The following is a 26,005-nucleotide window of genomic DNA, read 5'->3' on the forward strand; positions in this document are numbered from 1 at the left end:
TTTTTTTCGTGGAAAAAACAGACGTCAGCAAGAATGAACTTCAAAATCGAAAGGAGAGTCGGCATGAGGAAAGGATTCTGGTTGGCAGTGGCATGTTTGGTATGCGGCGCAGTCGCTGCGTCCATGGGGATGGTCGTTCAGCAGGCACAGGCGGAAACTTATAATTTCACCTACAGCACGTTTTTCCCCCCAACCCACATCCAGACCAAGGTGCCCGAAGCCTGGGCGAAAGAGATCGAAGAGCTTTCCGGCGGTAGGATAAAGATAAAGATTTTCACAGGGGGGTCACTCACGCCTGCCCCGCAGATCTACGACGGGGTGGTGAAGGGTATTTCGGATTTCGGGACCTCCGTCTTGGCTTACTCTCCGGGGCGCTTTCCTGTCATGGAGGCGGTGGACAACCCGCTTGGCTACCGCAACGCCTTTATCGCCACAAAGGTGATCAACGAGCTGTACAATAAATTTCAGCCGAAGGAAATGAACGATGTCCATATTTGCTATCTGTTCGCTCATGGGCCCGGGCTGCTTCACACCGTAAACAAACCCGTCCGCAAGCTCGAGGATGTACAGGGCCTGAAGATCCGTTCGACAGGGACGAGCCAGTTGATCGTCAGGGCTTATGGGGCGGCTCCGGTGGCTATGTCCCAGGGCGAGACCTATGACGCCCTCAGGAAAAACATTGTGGACGGGACGCTGGTGCCCATGGAGGCCCTCGAAGGCTTCAAACAGGGCGAGGTCCTCAAATATACGACGCTCACTTACAGCAGCGCCTATACCCAGGGCTTTTTCGTGGCCATGAATCTCAAGAAATGGAACAGCCTCCCGCCCGACCTGCAGCAGATCATTACGGATGTGAGCAAGAAATACGTCGACATTACGGCCAACGCCTGGGAGGACAGCGACGAATCGGGGCGCGAGTTTGTGGAGAAGCTCGGTCATGAGTTTATCGAACTGTCCGATGAGGAATCTGCGAAGTTCAAAGAGGCCGTAAAACCGGTGTTCGATACCTACATCAAGAACGCGAACGCAAAAGGCGTTGACGGGGAAGCCGTGTTCAAGGCCGTCCAGGAAATGGTCGAAGAGTTCAGCAAATAGTTGGGGGTCGGACCAAGTTAAGTGCTTGAAATTAAACTGCTATTATCTTTAGACGTGGTGTTTTTCAGTCTTAGGATGGTCATTTGGGTGCCTGAAAGACTCCTCTAAGCAAAGTGATGCTGCGTGATTTGAGTTCTCTGTGATTTGTTCATCATTTGTTCATCATGGGGCGTTTTGTTCCTCGTATCAATCAGGTTCCACTGTACGGAAAGCGATCTTCGCGTATTTGTGCAGCTGCCTTGCTGGAAGAATTGACCCGTTCGATCTGAGATCTGCTGGTCCGCGGTCTTCCATCGCAGGGTTTGCTGTGTGCGATGGGCATATTTAAAGAATTGGTAAGCGATCACAGGATCTGGATCAGGCGGTGGGTTGAGCTATCCAGGCGAGGTCGGGTTCCTGACCCCGGAAGTAGGCGCGCAAGGCATCGACAAGGACGGGGAAGGTTGTCTTTTCCCGAAGCCGGCAGGTCTGCCTGAGTGAGAGGATACGCTCCACCCAGCGGTTGCCTTTTTCACTGGACGTACCCTGGCTGGATTTGCGCCACAGCACGGCGAATCGAAGCATCCGCTCGGCATGATTGTTCGTGGGATCCACCCCCTGCTCCGAGAGGAACGTCCAAAGGCTTTCGATCTCCCTGCGAAGACGGCGTGCAAATCTGCCGGCATCATCCTTGCGCTTCTCATGAAGGGTGATCAAGCGGATCAAACGAGCATAAAAGGCCTGCCACTCTCCGACGGAGGGGGGAGCGTTGGCCATATGGCATAGTCGTTGGAGTTCATGGGTTGCCCACAGACCGAAACATTTTATGTCCGGGTCTTTCCTTTCGGAGAGTTCCTTGGCCTTGCGGATCAGATGAGCAAGGCAGGTCTGCCGCAGTCCGACCCATTTGCGGTACACGCCGTATCCGTCCGAGACCAGGATGCCGGTCCAGTCCTTGATCAGGGCTTCGAAGGCTTCCTTCGAACGGTTGGAATGGATCATGAAGAAAGCCACTGCTGGCCCCGCCATGACCCACAGCCATTGCAGGAAGCCGTTGAGGCGGTGGCTGGTCTCGTCGATGTGGTTGACCGGCGCCTGCCTGGCTGCCTGGCCGATCGTTTCATAGTGGGGTTGGATCGCGGCCGAGGCCCGATCGATGATCTTCTGGATGGCGCTCAGGCTGATATGGAACCCAAGCACCGAAGCGCAGAAGGTTTGAATCGTTGAGCGACTGTCTGCCTCCGGTGCCCGCCATCTCGGCGATCATGGCCGAAAGCCTGGGACCGTAGCCTGTCCGGTGTTCTTTGGGGACGGTGGCCTTTTGCATCTTGCCGCAGACCGGGCACCTGCCTCGGTGTAGCTCGAAGTGGATGACCTCGAGTTCGATCGGCGGCAGTTCGATGACTTGGTGCGTATAATACGGTTCGGTTTCGGGGAACTCGCGGTTGCCGCAGGTGCAGATTTCCGGAAGGATGACTCGGGTTTCCTTCGGCGGGAGCATCTCCTGCCGGTGCCCCGGATGGCTCAGTTTCCGTCGATCGGTGTCTTTCTTTTTCTTCCCGGATTTTTTCTTTTTGAAGGGCGGATCCGAGGACGGCGGCCGATCCGAGTTGGAGGAATCCTTGTTCAGACGCGCTTCGAGGTGTTCGATCCGTTTTCGGAGTTCGCGGTTTTCCTCCACAAGGGCGAGATTGATATAGATGAGCACGGAGCGCGGGACATCCTGCAGCCCCTCTTCGGTCAAGGCGATCCCTTCGGGAAAAAGAGGCGTTTCAGCCATGGAGCGCCTCGCGGAAACGCTTGCCAAGCGGGTAGAGGTAGACCGCCTTGACCGGTTCCATGCAGCGGTTATAGCGGTCGTAGCGTCCACGCCCCTTGGTCAGTCCTGCATAGACCCAGTTGGCCGCCCGGTAGCAGGTGCCCTGGAACCGGGTGGTGTCCACGAAGGTTTCGAGCAAGGCAACGGGATGGCGGTAAAACGCCTGCCAGTCCCCGGGAAGCATCCGGATGTTGGCGCTCAGAAGCTTCGAGGCCAAGTGTTCCACCGAAACCCAGCCCGGAATCAGGAACCGGACGTTATTGACGACCTTGTAGAGGTTCGCTTCCCTGGTACGGGGCTGCCAACCGATGAACCGGTCGCGGCACTCCACCTTCCAGGCCGCTGAGCCCCAACCGAGGCAAGCCACCAGGTGTCCATCCAGGTAGGCCAGGTACTTCAAGTATGCACCGACGATTCGGGGACGCCCCAGGTAATGGTAATTATCGACCAGGTGATCCCACAGGCCTTCATCCGGGGTGCGCCGGACCATGTCGATTTTCAAAGAGCCAAACTCGGAGACCGTTCCGTGAATCTCCGAGGTGTCGTAGTTATAGCTGCGTCGAACAGCCTTACGGGGCTTCCGATGATTCGTTGTGGACAAAGGCGGGGGGAGATTAACAACCTGCTTTTCTTCGAGCTTGAGCAGCAGCGCACGGCAGGCCATCCCTTTGAGTTGCCCGTTCGGCTGCCGCCAGTCCCAGTGCTCACACAGCACTCGGGAAATGGCGGTTCGACCGCGTTCCCAATGCCGGGAGATGGTATCGCGGATAAACGAGAGGTCTTCCTCTCTGATCTGACGGCCGCGAATTTGATACAGGGTCTCTGCCAAGGTGCTGTTCCCTCCTGGGAAGGCACCCTAGCAAAATTTAGCTTAGGACGTCAGGGAAAAATGCACCCCCTGTGATCAAATACAAGAATTGAGATCGTTCTAAAAAAGATTTTGCGTCGAGGAGTTCAGCAGGTCGTTTTGCTGTGTCCTGGCTGTGGCTGAAAGATGAAGGGAGCGGAGAAAGTATCAAATGCCTTGGGTAAGTAAAGAATTGTGTGATGGCTGTCAGATTTGCGTGGATGCATGCGTTGCTGGAGCAATTTCAATAATTGAGAATGTAGCGTCTATAGATGATGATAAGTGCATCCGATGCGGTATTTGCCACAACGTATGTCCAAATGACGCTGTTCGCCACGATGGTGAACGTATTCCCGATGAAGTTGCAGCTAATTTAGATTGGGTAAAGAAAATATTATCACACGAATATTATGTAGGCGATAAGGAAAAGCAGAGACAGCTTATTGATCGATTGCAGCGATATTTTATTAAGAATAAGAAAGTGGCGGAAAAAACTTTAGAAGAAATTGTAAAATTAGGTTTATCATAATTTGTATATTGAAAATGATTAGTTGTTGATGTTCAAAAATCGTTTTTTTCGCATTGAATTTTTTTTCATTTGGCTGGTAATGACCCTGAGTTGACTGGAATCCGCCGGATGCAAAAAGCAATCTAGATTCCATCCGGAAATGGTCTTTTTGGCCAATCTCGGTGTCAATCTGCACGTTTGCTTGTGCGGCGACCTACAGGTCGCCTCCGCGCAAACGCTTGATTTCCTTGATATTGGCCAAAAATCCTCATTTCCGGATTGGAAACTGGGTTCTATAGGGAAATCATTTCCGGATGGACACTATCTAGGTGAAATTATATACCTATCATCCCAAAATATCGTGTTTTCAAACCTTAAAAGCGGGCTTTCGGGGTCAGAATGCTTATTATAAGAAAACTGGCATTCTCTGAGTTCACAGCTTTCTCCCCTATCCACGATTCTCCTGCCGATCCCCCTCTCACCCAGTTTTCCCTTTATGTCTTCAATGAAGGAAAGATTTCCGACAGCGACGCTCTCTGTCCATCTTTCTTCCCGAACATTGTATGTGGTCTGAAGCGCTTTCTCAACCCATCTTCGGTGTGACAGGGTTAATTGATCGCTATTTATAATGCCTAGCAAACGCATTAATACTTCGCGGTCGATCAATCTATACCGCTTTGGATTGTCCTGGATTTCTCTGTAGCCTCCGTGAATCCATTCACGGGGATGTTTAACGACACCTGCCCTGACCATATTCAAATCGATATAAATCATACATTGGAGTAAATGACTATCTGTCTGTACTGCAGTTGCATGGTAGCGGTCTTCCCAAAAGGCGCCATTTGTGTTCTTCCTTTGGTTATACTCCTGAGCCGTACGTCCTGCGACCAACTGAATACTTTTTGGAATGGTGCTGCCGCCGGTCTGGTCATAGATAAGTAGGTGAACGTGGTTGGACGTTGCCGTGTAATTCAGGATGACCAATCCATAGCGCTTTTTGGCTTCGAAAAGCCAATGGATCCATCCCTGTCGATCCCTGGCAAACTTAAGCAGATATTTTTTCTTATGGCACCTATGAGTGAGATGCCATGCATGACCTGGAATGTAGTGGCGATTTGCCCTGGGCAATTCTCAACTCCATTTTTAGGGTTGTGCGGAGTCAAATGCACATAGTGCCTGCTTGCCGCGGATATTATTCAGCATACTCTTTTCATAGAAACGATTTATGCGAGAGCAGATCGTTGATAGCTCAGTGCTCTGGATTTCTCGATGTTTCCATATCTCAGGTTCTTTCGATAAACGTTTCCCTGTTTGTCTGTCCGCATGTTCGCTAATCAGCTGTAATTGATTTTTGTTCTCGGTAAATGGTTTTCTTAGCCAATCTCTGTGTTTATTTGCACGTCTGCTTATGCGGAGACCTACAATCGTCACCTTGCAAGCGCTTAATTTCCTGGATATTGGCCAAACCGGGATCCGCCGCGCAGCGCTGGGACTGAGTACGCGCAGCGTGTGAAGAAAAATCCTGATTTCCTGACTGAGAACTTTGTCGTGTCGGATACTCGTTTCCGGATCGACGCTGTTATGAAACGGACTGCAACTCACGCAAGATTCTCCGGTATTTGGTGAAATGGAAACCAACAATTCGGGGGGGTTAAAAAGCCCAAAGCCCAGCCAGGCCAAAGGAAAGATGACATGGGATACTTTGGTGTGCACCAAAATGGCATCCAAATCGGGGGGCTTATGCAGTTTGATGCGCTGATTCGGAACTGTTCCCCAACACTTCAGCGCAGTTCAGGGATGAGAGTGTTACGAAGGCGGACCGCCGCAGGAAAGCCTGACCACGTATCCGGTAGTGCATCGCGGATGCAAGTAAATGAGCCGCGGCGGTTTACCTGATCAGATCGTCAAATGCCGATTGCGATCTTATCATCAAGATCAAGTATTTCTATAAACCAAAAGCGACAGTGAGTAAACCCTTTCGATTCCATACCTCGTTTCCATCCGGAAATGGTCTTTTTGGCCAATCTCGGCGTCAATCTGCACGTTTGCTTGTGTGGCGACCTACAGGTCGCCTCCGCGCAAGCAATTGATTTCCTTGCTATTGGCGAATAATCCTCATTTCCGGATTGGAAACTGGGTTCTATAGGGAAATCATTCCCGGATGGATACTACCTCGCAAACCATGAAAGGAACATGAACCCCAAATTTTTGGCTCCTGCTCCTTGTGAGCGCTGTTTCACCGTTTCGATGAAGGACTGTCTGTCGCGATTTTTGGCAGAATATTATATATCTCGGTCGCCTCACAGCTTAAACCGCATTTTTGGGGCGAAAATGGCGCGTTTAAGCTAAAAAAATGGCCAGTTAAAGTGTGTTATATCAACAAAAATAGTGACTTACCTTGGTCCGACCCCACGGATTTCGACTTTGCCTTGGAGGTGGCGCTTGACGGCGGCAATGGGGACGTCCTCACGGTGGAAGATGCCGGCGGCCAAGGCCGATTCGACCTTTGTGCGGGTGAAGACCTCCAGGAAGTGCTCGGCGCTGCCGGCGCCGCTCGAGGCGATCACGGGGATGGTTACGGCGCCCTTGACGGCGTTGATGAGTTCGATGTCGAACCCGAGGTGGGTGCCGTCCCGGTCGATGCAGTTCAGGAGGATCTCCCCCGCGCCTAACTCTTCGGCCGCGCGCGCGAGGGTCACCGCATCGACATCCCGGCCTTCGCGGCCGCCTTTGATAGTGCACTGGTACCAGCAGTAGCGCTCGCCGCCCGGACCGGGGGTTGCGGTTTCGATGACGTGGTGTTGCACGTCTTCGGGCGACCGGACATAGACGCGCCGAGGGTCGATCGAGATGACGACGGCCTGGCTGCCATAGACGCGGGCGATCTCTTCGATGGCGCTCCGGCCCGTTTTGCGCCTTGCTTTCAAATAGGCCTCGACGATCAGAACCGCGTCGCTGCCGATGGAAACCTTGTCGGCGCCCGAGCGAAAATACTCGGAGGCCACTTCGAGGGATGAGTAGCGGCGGCCGTTCTCATCGGTGTAGTCCCGAATCCCTCCCCCGATGGTGAGCGGTACGAAGACGTTCAGGGATGTCTGTCTGAGCACCTCCAGCATCGGCATGTCTTCGAGCGGGAAATCCCGGAAACCCGTGATGTTGAGGAAGGTGATCTCGTCGGCGCCATCCTCGTAATAGCGCCGCGCCAGTTCGACGGGCTTTCCGAGGTTCCGCACCGTGCCCTTTTCGCGGACGTCGTATCGGTCCCCCTTGGTGACCACGAGGTCTCCGCGGTCGTCGCTGCGTACATCCAGGCAGGCGATGATCCGTTTGGCGAGTTGCGTACTCGCCGATCGCGTGGAAAGCTCGGGGAGCGCAGGGCGCGCGGATTCGAGGAAGTTTCTCAGGATCCAGAGGCCGTCCTCTCCGCTCTTTTCAGGGTGAAACTGGGTAGCGATGATGTTCCCCTGCTGGATGCTGCTGACAAAAGGGATCCCGTAATCGGTGCGGGTCAGAACCACCGATTCGTCCCGGGGCACGACGTGGTATGAGTGGACGAAATAGAATTTTTCGTCGCCGCGCAGGCCGCTTAGAATCGCCGAAGGCTGCAGGGCCCTGAACCCGTTCCAGCCGATGTGGGGGACCGCCAGGTCGACATGAAAGCGCCGAACCCTCCCGGCGATGATGCCGAGCCCCGGCACCCCGGGTGCCTCTTCGCTCCCCTCGAACAAGGCCTGCAGCCCGAGGCATATGCCGAGGAAAGGCCGTCCGGCGCGGAGGTAGGCCCGCAAGGGTTCGATGAGGCCCTTTTCCTCCAGCGTCCGGATCATGTTGGCAAAATGCCCAACGCCCGGAAATATCAGGCGCTCTGCAGCGAGCAGGTCTTCGCCGCTCCGAACGATCCGGACGCTTTCCCCCAGTTTCTCGATGGCGTTTATCACACTGCGCACGTTTCCTGCGCCGTAGTCCAGAAAAGTGATCATCGTCCCGTCCTTGAGTTGGAATCAGAAAGATATAAAGCATTCCGAGGCCGGAGGCAAGCGTCCGGATGGCCGCGGGTGCTCGGGCAAAAGCGTTCGCTCCCGCCTGTTCGAAGCGGCGGGGCTCAGCTTTCGGGCTGCTGAAGGGACCGCCAGGTCGCCCGTTCCAGGAAGCTGCCTTCCACGTTGTCCTCCATCTCGAGGAACATTTTCCACGGCATCGCGAACGAGAGGTACTCCGCACCCAGAAGCTTGCGGACATATTTTCTGGCCGATATGTCGGTTAGTCCTATGACGGCCCGGGGGCTGGCGGACTCGGCCTCCTTGAACGGCAGGATGCCGATGGTCTGGCACCCGGCGGCCCAGGGGATGGCGACGTTTTCGATGCCTTCCCTCGCGTAGTTGGCCAGGATCACCAAGGCCGAGATCTGATCCGGGTTGGCGACGAAGACCACGGTCTCGGCCGTTTCGACCGTGGGATCGGTTTCCGGGAGAGGTTTGAAGAGCAGATATTTCGAACCGATCTTCCGCATGGGCAGATCATCCAAGAATTGCTCCACCAACTCAGGGGTCTTCACATACCCTTCGCCCTCGAGGAAGTCCTCCGTGAATGCCTTCCCCGCAGAGGCTTCCAGCGCACGGGCGACCTGCTTGCCCTTGTCCGAATGGATATTACCGGAAGACAGGAAATAGGTGAAGCACTCGACCCCACCGGGAAATTGCAGGTACGCGTTCCCGAACCCGAGCCCCACGCCCCCGCCCCAGCAGCCGTATGTTTCCTTGTCGAACGCGGCTGTTTTGTCTCTGGCGGCGTTGGCGAACATGAACATCACGCACCCCCATTTTCCCTTCTTGAACTGCAAAGCCTTTTCGGGTTTCTGGTCGGCCAAAAGCACGGCGACCGGGTTGTACTTGAGGCCGATGGCCTTGGCGATTTTCGATTCCATAAAAACTCCCCTGTTCCATTTGGATTCGCATGGCGTTTGCATCTGTTTGATCGTCGAGTTCTCCTTCAAGAGAATATATTATATAGTATCCATTCGGAAATGATTTCCCGGTAGAACCCGGTTTCCAATCCTCATTTCCGGATGGAAACACTATATTATCGCTCTGGAAAAGCATCCGGCGCGGCAACGTTTCCGAAAAGAAATGAAATGGGGAATGAACGACCGTTTTTCAACACGGAGTCGCCGATGCAGGATTTGCCGGAAGTCCGATCCGGCGATGATGGCTCGGGCGCAGGCCGGTCCGGAGAAAAAGGTGCGGCCGCGGATGTCCGGGAAGGACGTGGGGCGGCGGCTTGTGTTCAGGACTCTCTACGAATGAAAGGAGCGGGGAAGCGATGAAAGAGTGGATAGAGATGGGGCGGAAGCTCAGGGAGCGGATCAATCCGTCCACCATGCCCATAGCGGTGAGCTTCTTGGCAAAAGAGGGTCAGATTCCTCAGAAGGCCCGCAGGCCGCTACGCGATCTCGGAGTGAAGATGGCCCCGTGCCAGGGGGCCGCCATGGCAAGGCTCTATGGATGGACGGTCGCGTTTGCACGCGAAGACGTCGGCTGCGCGATCGCCGCGCACACGTATGGGTGGGAGAGAGTCAGCGATCCGGCCGGGCCCATCGATTTTTTCACCCGCATGAACTATGCGGCGGACGATGAGGCCGCCGTCCGAATGTTCCAGGGGTTTCGCCTGCTCGAGACGGATCACGATCCCCTCGTCCTGTATTCTCCGCTCGAGAAGACTGTGATGCCGCCCGACGTCGTTCTCGTCTACGTCAACCCTGCGCAGATGATGCGCCTCATCCATGGGTGCACGTTTCTGACCGGCGAACCCATCCAGGGGTCCTTTTCGGGCAGGGCGGCGTCGTGCACGGAAGGAGTCATCGGTGCCTGGCTCGACCAGGATGCGAAGGTCGTGGTGCCGGGAAACGGCGACCGTGTTTGGGCCGCCTGCCAGGACCACGAAATGGTGATGGCAATCCATGCCGCCCGGCTGGCGGAGTTGGTGGAGGGGCTTGAAAAGACGCATGAAAAAGGGATCCGGTACCCCGTTCCCGCCTATCTGCGCTTTCAGCCCGAGGTCGCCTTTTCGATGCCGCTGGCGGACATATTCAAGCGGCGCGGGGAGAGGCCCTGAGGCCCTCGAGCGCGCCGGGCAAGGCGGTAAACAATGAGAAATTAATCATAAAGAATGCATGATAAACCAGGTCAGTGAACGGACCGATTCATGGTTCTGATCGAAGACCTGATCAAGGGAGTGTCGAATACATGGAAGAAGAGCCCAAACTGACGTGCCGCCGCTGCGGGGCCGCTGCGGAGATCGTCGGCCGCTGAGCCGCGGCCAGGGTGGTCTGCAGGTCCTGCGGATGGGAGGCCCCGGCCTCGTCCTGCCGGGATGAGATCGAACAGTGGAAGGAGGGTGTCTGGGAGTGGTTCATCTCGGACGATCCTTTGCGTGAGCCGGATGATTGACCCTTCGGAAGGCGGGAATCGTGGCCCTTGCTGCAGCAACGAGCCCCAAAACCGCATCATCCCCCTTGACAGTTATAGGTGATTGCAGAATAAGACAAGAGCAGAATGGCAGCCCGCCCATGCCGGATGGCTGGCGCTACCCAGCGAACGTACGGGATAAGCATGAAAAACGCGATCAAGCAGCTATGGCTCGTCGTTGTCCTCATTGCGGCGGCTTCTTTCATCCTCCTTGTTTCGGACCGTGAGCAGCGCGGACAGGATGGGAGCCGCCGGGCGCTGAAGTACCCTGCGCTTGCCATCATGCAGATCGCTTCGACGCCGCTCCTGGACGAGCACGTCGCCGGGGTCCTTTCCCGCCTGGAGGAGAGGGGCTTCTGCGCGCCTGGCAACCGGAATATCCGTCTCTTCAATCCGCAGGGGGATTTCAGCACGGCCAACGCCATCGCCCGGGATATCGCCAACGGACCCTACGAACTCGTTGTCACCTCGAGCACTGTCGCTCTGCAGACCTTCTCCAAAGCCAACCTCGCGCGGAAGAAGACCCATGTGTTCGGCGCCGTGACGGACCCTTACGGCGCCGGCGTCGGCATCGGGGGTCCGGAGCCGCAGCAGCACCCGCCTTACATGGCCGGGGTCGGGACGTTCCAGCCCGTCCGGCGGGCCATTCAGATCGCCCATGACATGAACCCGGGCCTCGAACGCCTCGGCGTGGTCTGGAACCCGGGCGAGCAGTGTTCCGAGGCCTGCCTCGTTCAGGCCCGTGACATTTGCCAAGACCTTGGGATCGATCTCATCGAAGCAATTGCAGCCAACACCTCCGAGGTCTCCGAGGCCGCCCGGTCGTTGATGGCCAAGAAGCCGGACGCCGTTTGGGTCGGCGGGGATACCGTGGCCAACGCATCCATCCGGCTCATCATCAGCCTCGCCGATCAGGCGGGCATTCCCGTCTTCACCAACGATCCGACGGATGCCGAAAAGGGGGCGCTGTTCGGGCTCGGCGCCGACTACTTCACCGTGGGCCGGTACACGGGCGACATCGCGGCGGACATCTTCGAAGGGAAAAGCCCATCGACCTTCCGCATCGAGAATGTCGTCCCGGATATGCTTCGCCTCAATCGGGAAGTCCTGGCAAGACTGGGCGGGCGGTGGTCCCTCGCGCCGTCTGTTCAAGCGCTTCTGGAAGAGCGGGGCGGAGGCGCCGAAGAAAAACCGGCCGGTCCGGAGCCCGGCAAGTCGTACCGCGTCGGTCTGAGCACCTTCGTTCCCGCCCCCATTTTCGACATGGCCATCAACGGCTTCAAGGACGGCATGCGGAACCTGGGCTTCGTGGAAGGAGAAAACCTGACCTTTGCGGCCCAGCACGCCAACGGCGACATGTCCCTCCTGAATCAGACGATGGCCGACCTCCTTCGGCAGCGGCCCGATGTGCTTGTCGTCATGACCACGGCCTGTCTCAGCAGCGCCATCGCCCAGACCAGGGACACGAACATCGTTTTCGGCATCGTTTCCGCACCGCTGGAGGGCGGCGCTGGAAAAAGCTTCGATGACCATCTGCCCAACGTGACCGGGATCGTTCAGTTGATGCCCGCCGAAGAACTGTTCGTGTGGGCGCGCAGGCTGTTTCCCGAGGCCGGGCGCATCGGTGCGCTCTACAACCCCTCGGAGCCCAATTCGGTCAAGGAGGTCGGGAACCTGAAGCTTATCCTGGACGGCAGCCGGATCGAACTCGTGACCGTCGCGGTCAACAGCGCCAGCGAAGTCCCCGAGGGGATGCGCGGGCTCCTGGCGAAAAATGTCGATCTCGTATTCGCCATGGGCGACAACACGATCGTCAACGCCATGCCGGCCATCACGAAGGCCTGCCGCGCGAAGGGCATCCCCGTCATCGCCGAGGACGTTTCCCTCATGGGGACGGGGGCCGTCCTGTCCTGCGCGCCCGGCCCCTCCGATTACGGCGGGGAGATCGCCGCCCTGACCGCGCGGGTCCTCCTGGGGGAGTCCCCCGCCGGCATCCCCTTCGCTGCGTGCGAAAAGAACGAACTGGCCCTCGATCTGGCGGCGGCGCGGGAGGCCGGCCTCACCGTCCCGGTCGAACTCCTCGAGCGGGCCGACCGGTTTTTCCATGTCCGCTCGAGCGGAGAGGCCCCGGCGACGGTCGCGCTGGTCAATCTCGTGGAGAACCCCGCCCTGGACCAGGCCATCCAAGGCGTGAAGGCCGCTTTGTCCGAGATGGGTCTGCGCGACGGCATCGATTTCCGGATGAGGCCCTACTGCGCGCAGGGCGATATGTCCCAGCTGCCCCAGATCCTGGACAGGGTGCGGATGGAAAAACCCGAGCTGATCGTCACCGTTTCTTCCCCTGTCCTCATCGCCGCCGTTCAGAAGCGTTTCGAATGCCCCCTCGTTTTCACCGCGGCGAGCGACCCGAATGAGCTCGGCCTCTTCAAGGACGGCCGTCCCGAGAACGTATGCGGCGTCCACGACGATCCCCCGCTGGATCAGGTGCTCGAGATGGCGAGAAAGCACGATCCGGGCCTTGGTGCTGTGGCAATCATCTACGACCCCTCCCAGATGAATGCCCTGATCTCCGTGAAGCGGCTCAGGAAGGCCTGCGAAGAGCAGCATGTGCCCATCCTCGAGGCTACGGCGTCCACGGTCTCCGAACTCCCGATGGCCACTCAGGCTGTCATCGACCGCGGCGCCCGGGCGATTGTCCTTTCAGCGGACAACCTCGTCACCACGGGGTTCAAGGCGATCCTGAAAGTGGCCCAGGCGGCCGGTGTCCCGATCTACGTCACCGACATGGCGCTGATCGCGGAGGGGGCGAGCGGCGGTGTCGGGGACAGTTATTTCGAGTGGGGCCGGCAGTCCGGGCGGCTGGCTGCGAAGGTCCTGGCCGGTGTGCCTCCCTCCCGTCTGCCCGTCATGCCCACCGCGGCCCACACGCGCGTCGAACCGGCGGAGGAAGCGGCATCGAGGGCCAAGGCCAGGGCCAGGACGCCCTTCAATCTCCGCCTCGTCCTTTACTGTGAAACGTACTCATCGGAGCACTGCCGCAATGGGCTCCTCGACGGGCTCAAGAAGGCCGGCCTCGTCGAAAACCGGGACTATACGCTGCGCGAGTTCAACGCCCAGGGGGATATGTCGACCCTTTCGAGCATCATGACCGCCGTCAAAGCGGACCGTGTCGACCTCCTCATGGTGGTGTCGACGCCGACCCTTCAGGCTGCGCTGCGTCAGGCAGGGGATGAGACGATGATCGTTTTCACGGGGGTGGGTGACGGCGTCGCCGCCGGGGCGGGGAAGATCGAGACGGATCATCTCCCGAATGTGACCGGAATCACCACCCGTTCTCCCTTCGAGGGGATGGCCCGGATCGTCAGGGAGAGTCTGCCTGGGATCCGACGCGCTGGAACGCTTTTCACGCCTGCGGAGATCAACAGCGTGCTTTACAAGGATCGTTTTGCGGAGGCCCTTCGGAAGGAGGGCATCGAACTGGTTGCCGTCCCTGTGACGAGCAGCACCGAAGTGGCGCAGTGTGCCATCGATCTGTGCGGCAAGGATGTCCAGGCCCTGGTGCAGATCCCGGACAACCTGACCCGGCCCGGTTTCGCGCTGATCGCCCGCAAGGCCTCTGAAAGGAATCTACCCGTCTATGTGTTCGACACCGACCAGATGAAGAAGGGGGGGGTGCTTGCCCTTGCCCGGGATTATTACGACGCCGGGCTGGAAGCGGCCGAAATCGCCGTACGCATCCTGCGCGGCGAAGACCCGAAAGGCATCCCCTTTAGCAATGCCCGTTCGGAGGAGTTGGTCGTCAACCCCGACCTGGTCCGCCGGTTCGGGCTCAAGCTCAGCGATGAAACGATGCGCAAGGCCACTCTTTACTCTCCGGCCGATTGATCAGGGGGAGGTCCAATGAATCTGCGGCATGAAACACGGGGCAAATACCTGCTTGTCACGGCCGAAGGAAAGCTCGACGCATCCTGGGCGGACTATTTTACCGACACCCTCCTCGGGCATATCCGGAACGGCTGCCACCACATGATTGTCGACGCCTCGGGACTCGCGTTCCTGAGCTCGGCCGGCATTCGGTCCCTGCTCCAGATCTACAAGGCGTTGAACACGGTCCACGGCAGCTTCCGGATCGTCCACCCCGCCGCTTTCGTCGAGCAGGTCCTGCGAACGGCCGGGTTTCAGGTTCTGCTCGCGGACGGTCCCCCGGAGGACATGCCGGCTTCGGAAACGGCGGTCGCTATCGAAGCGGCGGAGGATGCCGGCCTCCAGGATTTCACGCTGGAGGAGGGTGCCTCCCTGACGCTCTTCCAGGCGGCAGGCTGGCGCCCCTGGCGGAGGGTGGAGCCGGCGGGCTGCAAAAGGTTCCTCTTCTCGGAGGACGTCTGCGCGCTGGGGATCGGCAGTTCGGCCGCAGATTTCGAGTCGGCCCGAAGCCAGCTCGGGGAGTTCTTGGCGGTCGCCGGAAACGTTGTCTACCAGCCTCCGGATGAGCAAGGGCACCCGGATTATCTCATCTCGGAAGGGGACTACGTCCCCGAGATGCAATGCATCCAGTGCCTCGGTTTCAGCGGCGCGATGGGGCGTCTCATCCGTTTTGCCCCTGGTGTCAAAGCGCCTTTCTGGACGGTCTCGGCCCTGATAGGGCATATTCTGGACCGCACAGGCGGGAAGGCGTCGGGGTTCGTCGCCCTAGGGGAGATCGAGGGCCTGGTGGGCGCGGCCCTCATCCGATCCCCCGGAGAGCTCGATGCGGAGCGCGAGATCGACTTTCCCGAAATCCGCGAGTGGCTGACCTTCTCCGGCGAGCGCTCCCACGCGCACCAACTGGCCCTTCTGGCCGGTGTCGTTTGCAAGGGAGATGCCGCTCACGGCGGGGGTCTGCTTGCGCCTTTGCCTTCGAACCCGGATGCCGCTGTCCACGTCCATGCCGCGGTTTTCCCCTATCAGCCGTTGCAGAACGGCCGGATCGCCCTCGAGCCGACTATCCGGAAATGCTTCAGCGGCCCGCCTCCTCTGGCGGTGATGCATCTCATCGATGACGTCCGCCCGGCGGTCGGCCTGGGGGAAAGCGCCCTCATCCGCGGGGCCTGCTGGTTCGGACCCCTCGAAAACCCGGAGGTGTTGTCATGAGCCTAGTGATCGGCGCCTTTACGATGGGGCTCATCCTCGCGCTGCTCTCGCTTGGAATGCTCATCAGTTTCCGGATGATCCGGTTCACCGACATCACGGTGGACGGCTCCATCACCCTGGGGGCCTCCATCTCGGCCGTCCTCATCGTTCAGGGCTGGTCTCCATGGCTGGCGGCGCTGGCATCCCTCGTCGCCGGATCTGCGGCAGGGGCGGTTACGGGGCTCCTGCACGCCCGGTTCAAGATCCAGGAGATCCTCTCCGGCATCCTCGTGATGACGGCCCTCTATTCCATCAACCTGCGCGTCATGGGGCGTAGCAACATCCCCCTCCTGGATGTGGAGACGGTGTCTACCGGGGCCGAACGTATCCTGGGAGGCCTTGGCGCCGGCGCATTGCGGGTGAATCTTGCCGGATGGCACGTGCCTGCGGGCGATCTGGCCGTCTTTGGGAGCAGTGCGGTCATTTGTCTGTTGATCGGAATGGTGCTGTACCGCTTTCTCCTCACCCATTACGGCACCGCCCTGCGCGCCGCGGGCGGCAATCCGCAGATGGTCCGGGCGCAGGGGGTCAACAACCAGACGATGGTGGTGGTGAGCCTGGCGATGGCCAACGGTCTGGTGGCGCTCTCCGGTTCGCTGCTGGCCCAGTACCAAGGCTTTGCCGATGTTCAGATGGGTATCGGGATGATGGTCTGGGGGCTGGCGAGCATCATCATTGGTGAAGCGCTCGTGGGGCGGGCCGGGATCGGGCTGACCATCACCGGCGTGATCCTCGGCACGATCCTGTTCAGACTCCTCATCGCGATCGCGCTTCGCTGGGGCCTCAACCCGAACGACCTCAAGCTGGTCACGGCCTTTTTCGTTTTCGCCGCGCTGGTGGCCCCGGGATGGTTCAGGTCTCTCGGCAGGAAGATTTCAGGAGGGCTTCGTCATGCTTGAGATCAAGGGGGTATCGAAGACCTTCTTTCCCAATACCCCCAATGAGGTCAAGGCACTCCAGGATGTGAGCCTCCATCTCGAGGCCGGGAGCTTTGCCGCCATCATAGGTACGAACGGCTCCGGGAAGAGCACCCTCCTCAACGCCGTCGCCGGCACCTTCGATCTCGACGCTGGTCAGGTCCTGCTGGACGGCCATAATATGACCCGCTGGCCGGAATACCGGCGGGCCGCCTTCATTGGCCGCGTTTTCCAGAACCCCTTCGCCGGGACGGCGGCGGACATGACCATCGCGGAAAATATCGCCATCGCCCTAAAGCGCGGAGTGCACCGTCCGTTGCGCCGGGCTGTCACCCGCACCTTCCGCGATGCGGTGGCCGACCGGGTCCGTACCCTGAAGATGGGGCTCGAAGACCGACTGGACAACCCGATCGGGACCCTTTCGGGCGGGCAGCGTCAGGCCCTGACCCTGCTCATGGCCACCTGGACGCGCCCGAAGCTCCTGCTCCTGGATGAGCATACGGCGGCCCTGGACCCGAAGAGCGCCGCGAAGGTGGCGGAGTTGACCAAGCAAATCATCGACGAACAGAACCTGACCGCCCTCATGGTGACGCACTCCATGCAGCAGGCCGTCGATCTTCCCGACCGCATCGTCATGATGCACCGCGGCCGGATCGTCGAGGACTATCAGGGAGAGCGCAAGCACCGTGTCCGCGCCCCGGACCTCATGGCCACCTTCGACCGCATCCAGAAGCGCGAACTCTTCGACGATTCCGTCGCCGACATACTCGCCACCCAGTACGCTTAATGGGGTCGGACCCGCTTAATGGGGTCGGACCAAACTATCTATATGAAATTGCTTTTTTATCACGTTTAAAAACTGCATTTTTCTGCTTTAGAAGCGGGTTTTTAATGGCCAAATGACCCCTTTAAGCAACTTGCGCTTTCCGATCTCCGGTTTTGCTTGCAGAATAAGTTCTCCCGCAGATTTCGCTTGGACTTTATCGCCATGCTATGAGCTTTGTCCGTATTGTCCAATCTTGATCGCCATGGCGGAATCCCGGATTTTGATGCCTTGAATAAACGTATGGCTTCAGATCAACCCAGCCCCTAATCCGGAAATGGTCCTTTTGGGCAAACTCGGCGTCAATCTGCACGTTTGCTCGTGCGGCGACCACCAAGTCGCCGCACAAGCAAACGCTTGAATTCCTTGATATTGGCAAAAAAATCCTCGTTTCCGGATTGGAAACTGAGTTGTACCGGGAAATCATTTCCGGGCGGACACAACCTAGCTGTTTCGGGAGTTGCCGGTGGTGATTCTCCACGGCTTAGAACAGGCCTTTTCTGATGGAAATGGTGCTTTTAAGCAAATAAAACCGTTTGATTAAAGATATTGTGTCAATTGATTCAACTACTTAACTTGGTCCGACCCCTCCCGGGCTCTAGGATGACCAGCGCTACGCCTACGACGGCAATAGCCATACCGCAGAGCGAAATCGGGTTAAGCGTTTCTCCGAACACAAAAAAGGCGATCAGGGCAGTGCATGGTGGGACCAGGTAGAAAAGGCCTGCCACGGAAGAGGCCTTTCCTCTCCGGATGAGTGTATACAGAAGAAATATCGCGCCGACCGAGAGAACCAGACTGAGCCATAGCAGCGCAAAAATAAACTCCCCGGTCCAAGCGACTTCCATCGATTCAAATAGGGGGGCAGCCACCGCAAGGGCGATGCCTGCTCCCGTATATTGGATCACAGTGCCGGTTCGAAGATCGGTCATGCTGCAGAATTTTTTCTGATAGAGGGTCCCAGCCGTGATTCCCAGCAGCGCTGCGCCGCTCCAGACGAAACCTTGGCTGAGGTTTGGGGTGAGCAGCACTTTGTCCTGCATGACCAGGGCTACGCCCAGTATGCCGAGTGCAAGGCCCGTCCATTGACGTATGCTCACTTTTTCACCCAGCAAGGGACCGACGGCGATTGCGGTCAGCACGGGCTGCATGCCCACGATGAGAGCGGTGATGCCAGCAGGGACACCGTTGTAAATGCATGAGAAGACGCCGCTCAGAAAAACTGCGTGAATGAGAAGCCCGGTCACCAGGAGATGAATTACTTCGCGGGCGGTCCGAGGCCAGGGGGCCCGGGTGGCGACAGAGAGCACCAAGAGAATGGCGGCTACCAGCCAGAACCTTATGAGGAGGAAGGTGTATGGTTCGGCATAGGGTAAGCCGAACTTGGCGCCAATAAAACCGGTGCTCCAGAGGAGCACGAAGAGGGCTGCGATCGGTGTTTCTCTTGGGCTCCAAGAGGATGGAGGGGATTGCCGGGTGGATCGAAGCGGATGGTGCGGTTGCTTGGAAAGGGCGATTTTCAAGGATTTCCCTCTCAACCAAGTTCCAGACTATCAACTGGTGGATGAAATCGTCCCGCTGAGCCACCCGTCTTCCGAAGGGGCGGGCGAGGGTGCCGTCTGAGATGTTCTTGCCAACCGTTGCAGTGCATTCTACATGATTGTCCGGTGATAAGGAAGGGGACAGATTTCGGAGTCTGCCCCTTCCTTTATGTCCTTTTTTTCGCTGTTCTTTTTTCATATATGTGAGAGAATAACAACATGAAAAAGATAGAAATCACTCATCTCGGCGGCGAGAAAACGGTCACGGGGTCTTGCCACCTGCTCCAGGTCAGGGGGATCAACATTCTTGTCGACTGTGGTCTGACCCAGGGTTCCGATACGGTTGTGCCCATCGATCAGTGGCCTGTGCACCCGGCGGATATTCCTTTCTTATTTCTCACGCACGCACATATCGATCACATCGGGCGGGTCATCGAACTGATCCACCGCGGGTTCCGGGGAGAGATCCTTTGCACCCACGCCACGAAGGCGCTGCTGGAGCCGATGCTGGAGGACGCATTGGGCTTCACGAAGCTTTCGCGCCCGCAGAAAGAACGGCTGCTCGAAGACTTGGATGACCTTTCCTGGGGGTTTGAATACCAGGAGACGTTCGATCTGCGCAAAGGCATTCGCTTCACGTTGGGGCGCGCTGGCCACATCCTCGGCTCGTGCTGGATCCGCTTTGATCTCCCGGATGGCGAAAGCGTCGTTTTTTCAGGGGACCTCGGATCGAGCGGCACACCGATCCTGCCTGACCCGGATATCCCCGCGCCCTGCGATCTTCTGGTTCTGGAATCGACTTACGGCGACCGCCGCCACGAGGATCGAACCCGCCGCCTGGAGCAGTTAAAGGCCATTCTTCAGAGAGCCTTGTCCGACAGCGGCAAAGTATTGATCCCGGCCTTCGCCCTTGGCCGCACCCAGGAACTGATCTATGAAATGGACCGCCTTTTCTCGGATTCTGCAGGTCCCTTTTCCATAGACGGCAGCCGGGTTCCAGTGTTCATCGATTCGCCGCTTGGCCTCAAGATAACCCGGATCCATGCCGCGCTTTCGGAGTATTGGAACGATGAGGCCAAGGGCCTTCTGGAGCGGGGTGAGCATCCGCTCAACTTCGAGCGCCTCTACGGCGTAGAGAGCCATGAAGACCACCGAAGGCTGATCGAACTCGAGGGTCCGGCTATCATCATTGCTGGCAGTGGCATGTGCACGGGCGGCCGAATCATCGATCATCTGAAGAAACATCTGCCCGATCCGACCACCGATATCCTCTACGTCGGCTATCAGGCCGCCGGAACCCTGGGAAGGGACATCCTCGAATCCCGCCACGGAGGCAACCGTGAGGTTTTGCTGGGCGAAACGCCCGTCCCCATCCTGGCTTCCGTTCATCAACTCGGCGGCTACTCTGGCCATGCAGATCAGCAGGAATTGCTCGAGTGGGCAAGAGCCGTCGAACCACGGGCCGTCAAACTGGTACACGGCGAAAGGAAGGCACAGGCCGCCCTCCAGGCCTTATTGGGGTCGGACCAAGCTATATGATTGAAATTGAATGGTTATTCTGCGAAAAAATCGAAATTTTCTGTGTTAGAACTTACATTTCGCTCTTTGAAAAATGAGATTTTTATATTTTTTTTTGTTTTGTGACTTTAGCCGCCCGGTTTCTGGGAAAATCGGTTCATGGTTTGTCTAACCCGTGTCAAAAAGATACTCATAGGAAAAAAAGCGGTCGGGGACCTCTAGAATTTTCAGGATGTCCATTTGCAGGGGTGTTAATTGCGAAACAAACCCGCAAGATTTCCCATCGGGGAGGGTCATTAGCCCGCACACCACAAATTCAAATACCTTGAGCATGTATTCAGCTCTTGGGTTGCGAACGTCTTTTCTGTTGGGCATAAAATTGTCCAACCCTTTGTCGCGGGCTTGGACGTTGTTTCTGGCTGTTCTTTCAATAAGGATAATGAGTTGCAAGGCAATTTTAAAAAGGAGGAGATAGGCTTCGATCCGTTTGGGGGTATGGATGTAAACGGGTTCCAGCTTGAAGCCGCTTTTGGCCCTGCGGTTGATATGCTCTGATTTGTATTGGTCTTTATGGGCCATCATGGCAGTTTCAATGGGCAAGTCTTCTTGCGACTTGTTGGTGACCAAGGGGTAATAGCCGCACCGATACAGGGCCTCTTCAAAGGCTGCCTCATGAAAGTGAAGATCTACGCTGAAATGATCAACGACGATTTTGACCTTCTGGTGTTCTTGTCCTTTTGCAGGACGGCCCGATGTCTTGTTTTTGTAAGAGACGGCAGGGTTGTTGGAGATGGTATAGCTGAAGAACTCAGCGGCTTGATATATGTTCAAAATGGCGTTGCAGGCATGCTCAATGGATTCCTTGGTCTTGAGGTGATAGGCATTGAGCTTGGGCGTTAACGCAGCAAAAGCTTTCCGGGTTTTTTGGACCCGGTTGTGAAGGGCGTGTCGTTTTCGGGAAGCCAACCCCTGATCATAGAGGATGATCATGTGCAGGACATACTCTTTATGGTTATGGGAAAAGGAAAAGGGGGTTTCGAAGCCACGGTTTATTTGGTCTTTGTAGGGGACGAGCTGTTCCTGGGTGTGGCTGTCCAGGGCAGATAGAAAGGCGTTTTTGTAGGATTCGTACATGGGCGCGGGCGCGATGAAATATCCTTCATGGTCATGGATGTGAGCCATGTTTTCTTTGGTGACGAGTTTCGAATCGCCGACATAAAGGAAATTGCAGCGGTCCAACAGATCCACGAGGCGGGTCCACTGTTCGACATAGGTGGTCACATCGGCCGTATTGCCGTTGTAGGCCTGCTGAAACAGCGGAAATGCGGAGTCGGAACTGACGGACAAAGACCAAATGAGTTGTTTGAGGTCCTCACGATGCTTCTTGCTGTGGCCAAAGGTGATATGGACGCCTTCAGAGGTTTTTGTGTTGTACTCCCCATAAACTGACGCCGATGTGGTGTCGTTGTGGCAGATGTCGTTCTTGATGTTAAATTCGGAGATCATTTGTCTGGTGAGGAGCATTTCCAGATTGCCGATGCCGTAATCATAAAGGGCATCCAGGGTGTCGGCCAGGCGATCATCGAAATACTCATGGGGAGCGACATGTGGCAAGATCACATCCAGCACAGTGGTATCGGTGGCGAAGCTGCAAAGCCGATAAAGCTGAAGGACCTGAAAAAGAATGCCCGAGATCATGGCGATGCAAGCCTCGCCATGCGAGAGGACCTTCCGTCTGGGGTCAAGAAAAACATGTTCGTCAATGATCTGCCGAATACGACACCTGTTGAAATAGCATCGCAGTATGGGTGCAAAGCCGACGCCCTGTGTTTGGACGGATTTCAAGATAACGTCTGGCATCATGTCCTCCGAAGTCTTCTTGGGGACCGTACTATGCCAAACACAATAACCTACGTCCAGCCTAACCAAAGCCGAATGAGCCGATTATCCGCCCCTTTTCTGCATTTTACTGCGGTATCCGCTCGTATTCAGCCATTTTTAAAAATCAACAAAATTTGCAGCAGCAACAAGCGAAATGTGAGTTGGATGAACGAACGGCGGCAGGCTATCCTACTTTCTCGAGAGTGTTCCTTCTCGACTCCTGATTGCTTGGAATAGTTTCCATCCGGAAATGGTCTTTTTGACCAATCTCGGTGCCAATCTGCCCGTTTGCTTGTGCGGCAACCTGCAGGTCGCCTCCGCACAAACCCTTGATTTCCTTGATATTGGCCAAACCGGGACCCGCCGCGTAGCGGTGGGACTGAGCGGCGAAGCGGTGAAGAAAAATCCTCATTTCCGGATTGGAAACTTTGCCGCGCCGGATGGTCTTTTCCGGATGGACGCTAGAATAGATTTTTTCTGGTGCAAATAGTGCGTTTAAGAAAATAAAATGGTCCAAAAATCCGTGTTTTACAAGTTAATTTAAATCGTTAGCTTGGTCCGACCCCTCGAAACTTTTTTCTTGACAGACGGGATATGAGACGAGTAGTATCAACCGTGCGGCCGGTCGGATATCTTGGTTCATTTTTAAAAATCATATCAAAAGGCCGTGTTGGGGACGTAACGAAATATCAGCAATGGGGATGGGGTATTAAATTGGATAAACGGGACGAAATATGCGACAAGGCACTGGAATTGTTCCTGACGGATGGCTATGAACAGACCCCCTTGTCACGCGTCGCCAAGGCCCTGGGATTGAGCAAGGCCGGTCTTTACCATTATTTCAGCAGCAAAGAGGAGCTTCTTTTCCAGATTCACGAACGTCAGATGGAAAGGATGTTCATTCCTCTGCTCGAAGAGGCGGAAAAATTCCCGGACCCGGCGGAACGGGTGGCGTTCTTCATGCGTCAGTACATCCTGCATGCCATGACCCCGGATCCTTCCGTGCGACTTCTCGTTCATGAGACTCAGAATCTTGCGAAGACGCATCGGGCCAGGATCAACCGGATCTGGAGAAGGGGCTTCGATTTGATCCGGAATGCCCTGCTGGAAATGAAGGCAGCAGGAAAAGCCAAAGATTTGAACATGACCTTCGCGACATTCGGCGCCCTTGGAATGTGCAGCTGGATCTTTTACTGGTTCGACTATTCCCGACAGGAAGCAGCACCGGAGTTGGCTGATACATACGTCGAAATCTTTCTCCGCGGCCTAACAACCTGAAGGAATGATCGAAGACTTACCCTCCTCGATCGGTCTGGCGATTTGATAACGTGTGCAGCGCTTGGTCGGAGACTGCTTCCGGTGGCATCAAACGCCGTTTTTATATGGTCGGTGGACCGACCGTGCGGCCGGTCGTATCACGATCAAAACTAAAAATTCTTAGGCATAAAGAGAGATGCAGGCATGGAAGAAGGATCGACATGTCCAAGAAGATAAGACTTACAACCAACTTTCTTCGCCGCGGGGCGGGGTTCGGTGACGTGGAGTTCGATGGTGGGGCGGATACCGTCGCTGAGCTTCTGCGCCGGGTCGAAAGAGAGAGTCGGTTTATTCTGATCGATACCGAAGGGGTAAGACTCAGACCCGACATAGAGTTGACACTCCGTGGCAAGAACATTCTTTTCTATCCGAAGGGACTGGGAACGGTTCTCGAGGAGGGTGATTGGCTCGATATCTGTTTGACCCCGCTCGGCGGAGGCTGAACCGGGGTCTGGGAGTATTCGAGGATTGCCTTTTCAAATTTCAGGAAAAGACTTTGGGAATTTCAAGTCGATAAGGGAGGAGCAGGATTATGACACTTTTTTACAGACGACTGCCGCAATTCGACTACCTCAAACCCGAGGGATTCGAAGAAGCACTGGGTTTCATGCAGGAAAATCCTGGCGGAACGTCCCGGGTCTATGCAGGCGGGACGGACGTGATACCGAAAATCAAACGGAGAACCGATCCGACCCCTAAAATCCTGATTGATCTAAAGGGTGTGAGCGGTCTCGATTATGTCAGTGCTGAAAAGGACGGGGGTTTGCGGATCGGAGCCCTTGCCTCCATCAATGCTGTTGCGGATTCCGAAGCAGTGAAAAAACGTTTTTCTATGCTGCATCAGGCTGCATTCAGCATCGCGTCCCACCAGATCCGCAACCGTGGGACCATCGTAGGCAACCTCTGCAATGCTGTTCCCTCCGCGGACTCTGCTCCAGCGCTGCTTTGTCTGGAGGCGCGGCTTCTGTGCGTCAGCCCGCGGGGTGAACGGGTCGTCGAGCTGAACCGATTTTTTACCGGCCCGGGAAAGACAGTCCTCAATCCGGATGAACTCGTCAAGGAGATACAGGTTCCCCCGGCTGAAGGACGGGGTGTCTACATCAAGCTCTCACCCCGCAGCCGCATGGACTTAGCGGTTGTGGGCGTAGCGGCCCTGGCGGGAACCCGCTCCGGCATGTTCTCGAAAGTCCGAGTGGGCCTGGGCGCAGTCGCCTCGACACCGATCCGGGCTGGCCAGTGTGAAACGTTCCTCGAGGGTCAGCCGGTGGGCGATGAGGTGATCGCCGAGGCGGCCAAGCTCGCCGCCGATGAATCGAAACCGATCGACGACCACCGGGCATCCGCCGAGTACCGCCGCTTGATGGTGGAGGTCCTGGTCCGGCGGGCGCTGAAACAGGTGTTATCAAATCAGGACTGAGGCAGGAGATTGTTGTCTTCGCCACACACAGAAATCGATCAATCGGACACCATGCGTTTCCAATGGGGTCGTAAACCATCTTTTGGGCGCGACCGATAGAACCGGGCGCTTGTCTAAAGGCGGCTGTCAGACTCCGGCATTCATGCATCCAGAGCGCCAGTTCTGGACCCTGAGTGATCCGCCAAACCGTTTCCGGATGGAACCCAAACCGACAAAGGGAGAGCGAACGATGGAACTGAAAGAAATCCAATTCGTCATCAACGGCGAATCACAAACGTTGAGGGTTGCGCCCCACCGCACCCTCCTCGAGCTCATTCGTGAAGAGCTCAAGTTGACCGGCGCCAAAGAGGGCTGCGGTCTGGGTGAATGCGGCGCCTGCACGGTCATCATGGGCGGCCGGGCCGTCAACAGCTGCCTCGTGCCGGCGGTGGAGGCGGATGGTCAGGAAATTACGACCATCGAAGGCCTGAAGGAAGGCGACAAACTGCATCCGCTGCAGGAGTCTTTCGTGGAGCACTCCGGAATGCAGTGCGGGTTTTGCACCTCCGGGATGATCATGTCCGCGAAATCCCTTCTGGATCGTAATGCTTCACCTTCTCCAGGGGAGATCAGAGAAGGTATCGCCGGGAATTTTTGCCGGTGCACGGGGTATACCAAGGTCATCGAATCCATCCAGGCGGCCGCCGAGCTCATGAAAGGGGGGAGATAAA

24 protein-coding genes are annotated in these 26,005 nt (G+C 56.8%); 15 read left to right on the forward strand and 9 right to left on the reverse strand.

The window, feature by feature from the left end; genetic code table 11:
- Window positions 1-63 precede the first annotated feature (63 nt).
- A complete protein-coding gene (locus tag ACZ500_RS03550) occupies window positions 64-1,095 on the forward strand; it encodes a TRAP transporter substrate-binding protein (RefSeq protein WP_464231161.1) in 1,032 nt (343 codons plus the stop codon).
- 357 nt (window positions 1,096-1,452) lie between these two features.
- Here ACZ500_RS03550 and tnpC read toward each other — a convergent pair whose 3' ends face one another.
- From tnpC to ACZ500_RS03565, 3 genes are read right to left on the reverse strand one after another with little or no spacing between them, the layout of a single operon-like run.
- Window positions 1,453-2,274 carry an IS66 family transposase gene (tnpC, locus tag ACZ500_RS03555; RefSeq protein ID WP_464231162.1) on the reverse strand — a complete coding sequence of 274 codons (822 nt, stop codon included), beginning with the start codon at window positions 2,272-2,274 and terminating at the stop codon, window positions 1,453-1,455.
- The gene (locus ACZ500_RS03560) at window positions 2,195-2,854 is read right to left on the reverse strand and encodes a DUF6444 domain-containing protein (RefSeq protein ID WP_464231163.1); all 660 of its coding nucleotides are present in this window, start codon (window positions 2,852-2,854) and stop codon (window positions 2,195-2,197) included. The genes tnpC and ACZ500_RS03560 overlap by 80 nt, the downstream gene beginning before the upstream one ends.
- Window positions 2,847-3,722 carry a Druantia anti-phage system protein DruA gene (locus ACZ500_RS03565; protein WP_464231164.1) on the reverse strand — a complete coding sequence of 292 codons (876 nt, stop codon included), beginning with the start codon at window positions 3,720-3,722 and terminating at the stop codon, window positions 2,847-2,849. Before ACZ500_RS03565 ends, ACZ500_RS03560 begins: the two co-directional genes overlap by 8 nt.
- A 190-nt stretch (window positions 3,723-3,912) precedes the next feature.
- On the opposite strand from ACZ500_RS03565, the gene ACZ500_RS03570 reads away from it, so the two are divergent.
- Complete coding sequence (locus ACZ500_RS03570; protein ID WP_464231165.1) at window positions 3,913-4,269, forward strand: DUF362 domain-containing protein; 357 nt, start codon at window positions 3,913-3,915, stop codon at window positions 4,267-4,269.
- Between the two features lie 139 nt (window positions 4,270-4,408).
- Window positions 4,409-4,660, forward strand: coding sequence for a hypothetical protein (locus tag ACZ500_RS03575; protein WP_464231166.1), 252 nt, complete (start codon window positions 4,409-4,411; stop codon window positions 4,658-4,660).
- Here the strand turns inward: ACZ500_RS03575 and ACZ500_RS03580 are convergent.
- The 3 genes from ACZ500_RS03580 to ACZ500_RS03590 form a co-directional block, all read right to left on the reverse strand.
- On the reverse strand, window positions 4,570-5,376 hold the full coding sequence (locus ACZ500_RS03580) for a transposase (RefSeq protein ID WP_464231167.1): 807 nt from the start codon (window positions 5,374-5,376) through the stop codon (window positions 4,570-4,572). The genes ACZ500_RS03575 and ACZ500_RS03580 overlap by 91 nt on opposite strands.
- Before the next feature lie 1,265 nt (window positions 5,377-6,641).
- On the reverse strand, window positions 6,642-8,228 hold the full coding sequence (gene hisF / locus ACZ500_RS03585) for an imidazole glycerol phosphate synthase subunit HisF (protein ID WP_464231168.1): 1,587 nt from the start codon (window positions 8,226-8,228) through the stop codon (window positions 6,642-6,644).
- A 122-nt stretch (window positions 8,229-8,350) separates the two neighbouring features.
- The gene (locus ACZ500_RS03590) at window positions 8,351-9,172 is read right to left on the reverse strand and encodes a DUF169 domain-containing protein (RefSeq protein ID WP_464231169.1); all 822 of its coding nucleotides are present in this window, start codon (window positions 9,170-9,172) and stop codon (window positions 8,351-8,353) included.
- Window positions 9,173-9,567: 395 nt separating this feature from the next.
- Here ACZ500_RS03590 and ACZ500_RS03595 point away from each other — a divergent pair, with 395 nt between their 5' ends.
- On the forward strand, window positions 9,568-10,359 hold the full coding sequence (locus ACZ500_RS03595; protein WP_464231170.1) for a DUF169 domain-containing protein: 792 nt from the start codon (window positions 9,568-9,570) through the stop codon (window positions 10,357-10,359).
- A 112-nt stretch (window positions 10,360-10,471) separates the two neighbouring features.
- On the opposite strand, the gene ACZ500_RS03600 is transcribed toward ACZ500_RS03595, so the two are convergent.
- Window positions 10,472-10,660, reverse strand: coding sequence for a hypothetical protein (locus tag ACZ500_RS03600; RefSeq protein WP_464231171.1), 189 nt, complete (start codon window positions 10,658-10,660; stop codon window positions 10,472-10,474).
- 196 nt (window positions 10,661-10,856) lie between these two features.
- On the opposite strand from ACZ500_RS03600, the gene ACZ500_RS03605 reads away from it, so the two are divergent.
- From ACZ500_RS03605 to ACZ500_RS03620, 4 genes are read left to right on the forward strand one after another with little or no spacing between them, the layout of a single operon-like run.
- The gene (locus ACZ500_RS03605) at window positions 10,857-14,597 is read left to right on the forward strand and encodes an ABC transporter substrate-binding protein (protein ID WP_464231172.1); all 3,741 of its coding nucleotides are present in this window, start codon (window positions 10,857-10,859) and stop codon (window positions 14,595-14,597) included.
- 15 nt (window positions 14,598-14,612) lie between these two features.
- Window positions 14,613-15,842: an STAS domain-containing protein gene (locus ACZ500_RS03610; protein WP_464231173.1), complete on the forward strand. Its 1,230-nt coding sequence runs from the start codon at window positions 14,613-14,615 to the stop codon at window positions 15,840-15,842.
- Window positions 15,839-16,780 (forward strand): ABC transporter permease, encoded by a 942-nt coding sequence (locus ACZ500_RS03615; protein ID WP_464231174.1) that lies wholly within the window; start codon window positions 15,839-15,841, stop codon window positions 16,778-16,780. Before ACZ500_RS03610 ends, ACZ500_RS03615 begins: the two co-directional genes overlap by 4 nt.
- The gene (locus ACZ500_RS03620; RefSeq protein WP_464231175.1) at window positions 16,773-17,585 is read left to right on the forward strand and encodes an ABC transporter ATP-binding protein; all 813 of its coding nucleotides are present in this window, start codon (window positions 16,773-16,775) and stop codon (window positions 17,583-17,585) included. Before ACZ500_RS03615 ends, ACZ500_RS03620 begins: the two co-directional genes overlap by 8 nt.
- Before the next feature lie 599 nt (window positions 17,586-18,184).
- Here ACZ500_RS03620 and ACZ500_RS03625 read toward each other — a convergent pair.
- A complete protein-coding gene (locus tag ACZ500_RS03625; RefSeq protein ID WP_464232988.1) occupies window positions 18,185-19,039 on the reverse strand; it encodes a DMT family transporter in 855 nt (284 codons plus the stop codon).
- Between ACZ500_RS03625 and ACZ500_RS03630 the strand changes: the two genes are divergently transcribed.
- Together ACZ500_RS03630 and ACZ500_RS03635 are read left to right on the forward strand one after the other, a co-directional pair.
- A complete protein-coding gene (locus ACZ500_RS03630; protein WP_464233145.1) occupies window positions 19,005-19,244 on the forward strand; it encodes a hypothetical protein in 240 nt (79 codons plus the stop codon). The two genes, ACZ500_RS03625 and ACZ500_RS03630, sit on opposite strands and share 35 nt — an antisense overlap.
- A 137-nt stretch (window positions 19,245-19,381) precedes the next feature.
- Window positions 19,382-20,701, forward strand: a complete 1,320-nt coding sequence (locus tag ACZ500_RS03635; protein ID WP_464231176.1) for an MBL fold metallo-hydrolase RNA specificity domain-containing protein — start codon at window positions 19,382-19,384, stop codon at window positions 20,699-20,701.
- A gap of 147 nt (window positions 20,702-20,848) precedes the next feature.
- On the opposite strand, the gene ACZ500_RS03640 is transcribed toward ACZ500_RS03635, so the two are convergent.
- Complete coding sequence (locus ACZ500_RS03640; protein WP_464231177.1) at window positions 20,849-22,543, reverse strand: IS1634 family transposase; 1,695 nt, start codon at window positions 22,541-22,543, stop codon at window positions 20,849-20,851.
- 268 nt (window positions 22,544-22,811) lie between these two features.
- On the opposite strand from ACZ500_RS03640, the gene ACZ500_RS03645 reads away from it, so the two are divergent.
- The 5 genes from ACZ500_RS03645 (at window position 22,812) to ACZ500_RS03665 (ending at window position 26,004) form a co-directional block, all read left to right on the forward strand.
- The gene (locus tag ACZ500_RS03645) at window positions 22,812-23,051 is read left to right on the forward strand and encodes a hypothetical protein (RefSeq protein ID WP_464231178.1); all 240 of its coding nucleotides are present in this window, start codon (window positions 22,812-22,814) and stop codon (window positions 23,049-23,051) included.
- Between the two features lie 224 nt (window positions 23,052-23,275).
- Window positions 23,276-23,839, forward strand: coding sequence for a TetR/AcrR family transcriptional regulator (locus tag ACZ500_RS03650; RefSeq protein WP_464231179.1), 564 nt, complete (start codon window positions 23,276-23,278; stop codon window positions 23,837-23,839).
- 200 nt (window positions 23,840-24,039) lie between these two features.
- Window positions 24,040-24,321, forward strand: coding sequence for a ubiquitin family protein (locus ACZ500_RS03655; RefSeq protein WP_464231180.1), 282 nt, complete (start codon window positions 24,040-24,042; stop codon window positions 24,319-24,321).
- Between the two features lie 89 nt (window positions 24,322-24,410).
- The gene (locus ACZ500_RS03660) at window positions 24,411-25,295 is read left to right on the forward strand and encodes an FAD binding domain-containing protein (RefSeq protein WP_464231181.1); all 885 of its coding nucleotides are present in this window, start codon (window positions 24,411-24,413) and stop codon (window positions 25,293-25,295) included.
- Window positions 25,296-25,524: 229 nt separating this feature from the next.
- Window positions 25,525-26,004: a (2Fe-2S)-binding protein gene (locus ACZ500_RS03665; RefSeq protein WP_464231182.1), complete on the forward strand. Its 480-nt coding sequence runs from the start codon at window positions 25,525-25,527 to the stop codon at window positions 26,002-26,004.
- Window position 26,005 lies beyond the last annotated feature (1 nt).

It is taken from the genome of Desulfatiglans parachlorophenolica, assembly GCF_055394735.1.

Bases quoted from the DNA above. Each gene is read 5' to 3' on its own strand.
- ACZ500_RS03550 (WP_464231161.1), top strand. From the start codon at position 64: ATGAGGAAAGGATTCTGGTTGGCAGTGGCATGTTTGGTATGCGGCGCA.
- ACZ500_RS03560 (WP_464231163.1), bottom strand. From the start codon at position 2,854: ATGGCTGAAACGCCTCTTTTTCCCGAAGGGATCGCCTTGACCGAAGAG.
- ACZ500_RS03570 (WP_464231165.1), top strand. From the start codon at position 3,913: ATGCCTTGGGTAAGTAAAGAATTGTGTGATGGCTGTCAGATTTGCGTG.
- ACZ500_RS03575 (WP_464231166.1), top strand. From the start codon at position 4,409: ATGGTCTTTTTGGCCAATCTCGGTGTCAATCTGCACGTTTGCTTGTGC.
- hisF (WP_464231168.1), bottom strand. From the start codon at position 8,228: ATGATCACTTTTCTGGACTACGGCGCAGGAAACGTGCGCAGTGTGATA.
- ACZ500_RS03590 (WP_464231169.1), bottom strand. From the start codon at position 9,172: ATGGAATCGAAAATCGCCAAGGCCATCGGCCTCAAGTACAACCCGGTC.
- ACZ500_RS03595 (WP_464231170.1), top strand. From the start codon at position 9,568: ATGAAAGAGTGGATAGAGATGGGGCGGAAGCTCAGGGAGCGGATCAAT.
- ACZ500_RS03600 (WP_464231171.1), bottom strand. From the start codon at position 10,660: ATGAACCACTCCCAGACACCCTCCTTCCACTGTTCGATCTCATCCCGG.
- ACZ500_RS03605 (WP_464231172.1), top strand. From the start codon at position 10,857: ATGAAAAACGCGATCAAGCAGCTATGGCTCGTCGTTGTCCTCATTGCG.
- ACZ500_RS03610 (WP_464231173.1), top strand. From the start codon at position 14,613: ATGAATCTGCGGCATGAAACACGGGGCAAATACCTGCTTGTCACGGCC.
- ACZ500_RS03615 (WP_464231174.1), top strand. From the start codon at position 15,839: ATGAGCCTAGTGATCGGCGCCTTTACGATGGGGCTCATCCTCGCGCTG.
- ACZ500_RS03620 (WP_464231175.1), top strand. From the start codon at position 16,773: ATGCTTGAGATCAAGGGGGTATCGAAGACCTTCTTTCCCAATACCCCC.
- ACZ500_RS03635 (WP_464231176.1), top strand. From the start codon at position 19,382: ATGAAAAAGATAGAAATCACTCATCTCGGCGGCGAGAAAACGGTCACG.
- ACZ500_RS03640 (WP_464231177.1), bottom strand. From the start codon at position 22,543: ATGATGCCAGACGTTATCTTGAAATCCGTCCAAACACAGGGCGTCGGC.
- ACZ500_RS03645 (WP_464231178.1), top strand. From the start codon at position 22,812: ATGGTCTTTTTGACCAATCTCGGTGCCAATCTGCCCGTTTGCTTGTGC.
- ACZ500_RS03655 (WP_464231180.1), top strand. From the start codon at position 24,040: ATGTCCAAGAAGATAAGACTTACAACCAACTTTCTTCGCCGCGGGGCG.
- ACZ500_RS03660 (WP_464231181.1), top strand. From the start codon at position 24,411: ATGACACTTTTTTACAGACGACTGCCGCAATTCGACTACCTCAAACCC.
- ACZ500_RS03665 (WP_464231182.1), top strand. From the start codon at position 25,525: ATGGAACTGAAAGAAATCCAATTCGTCATCAACGGCGAATCACAAACG.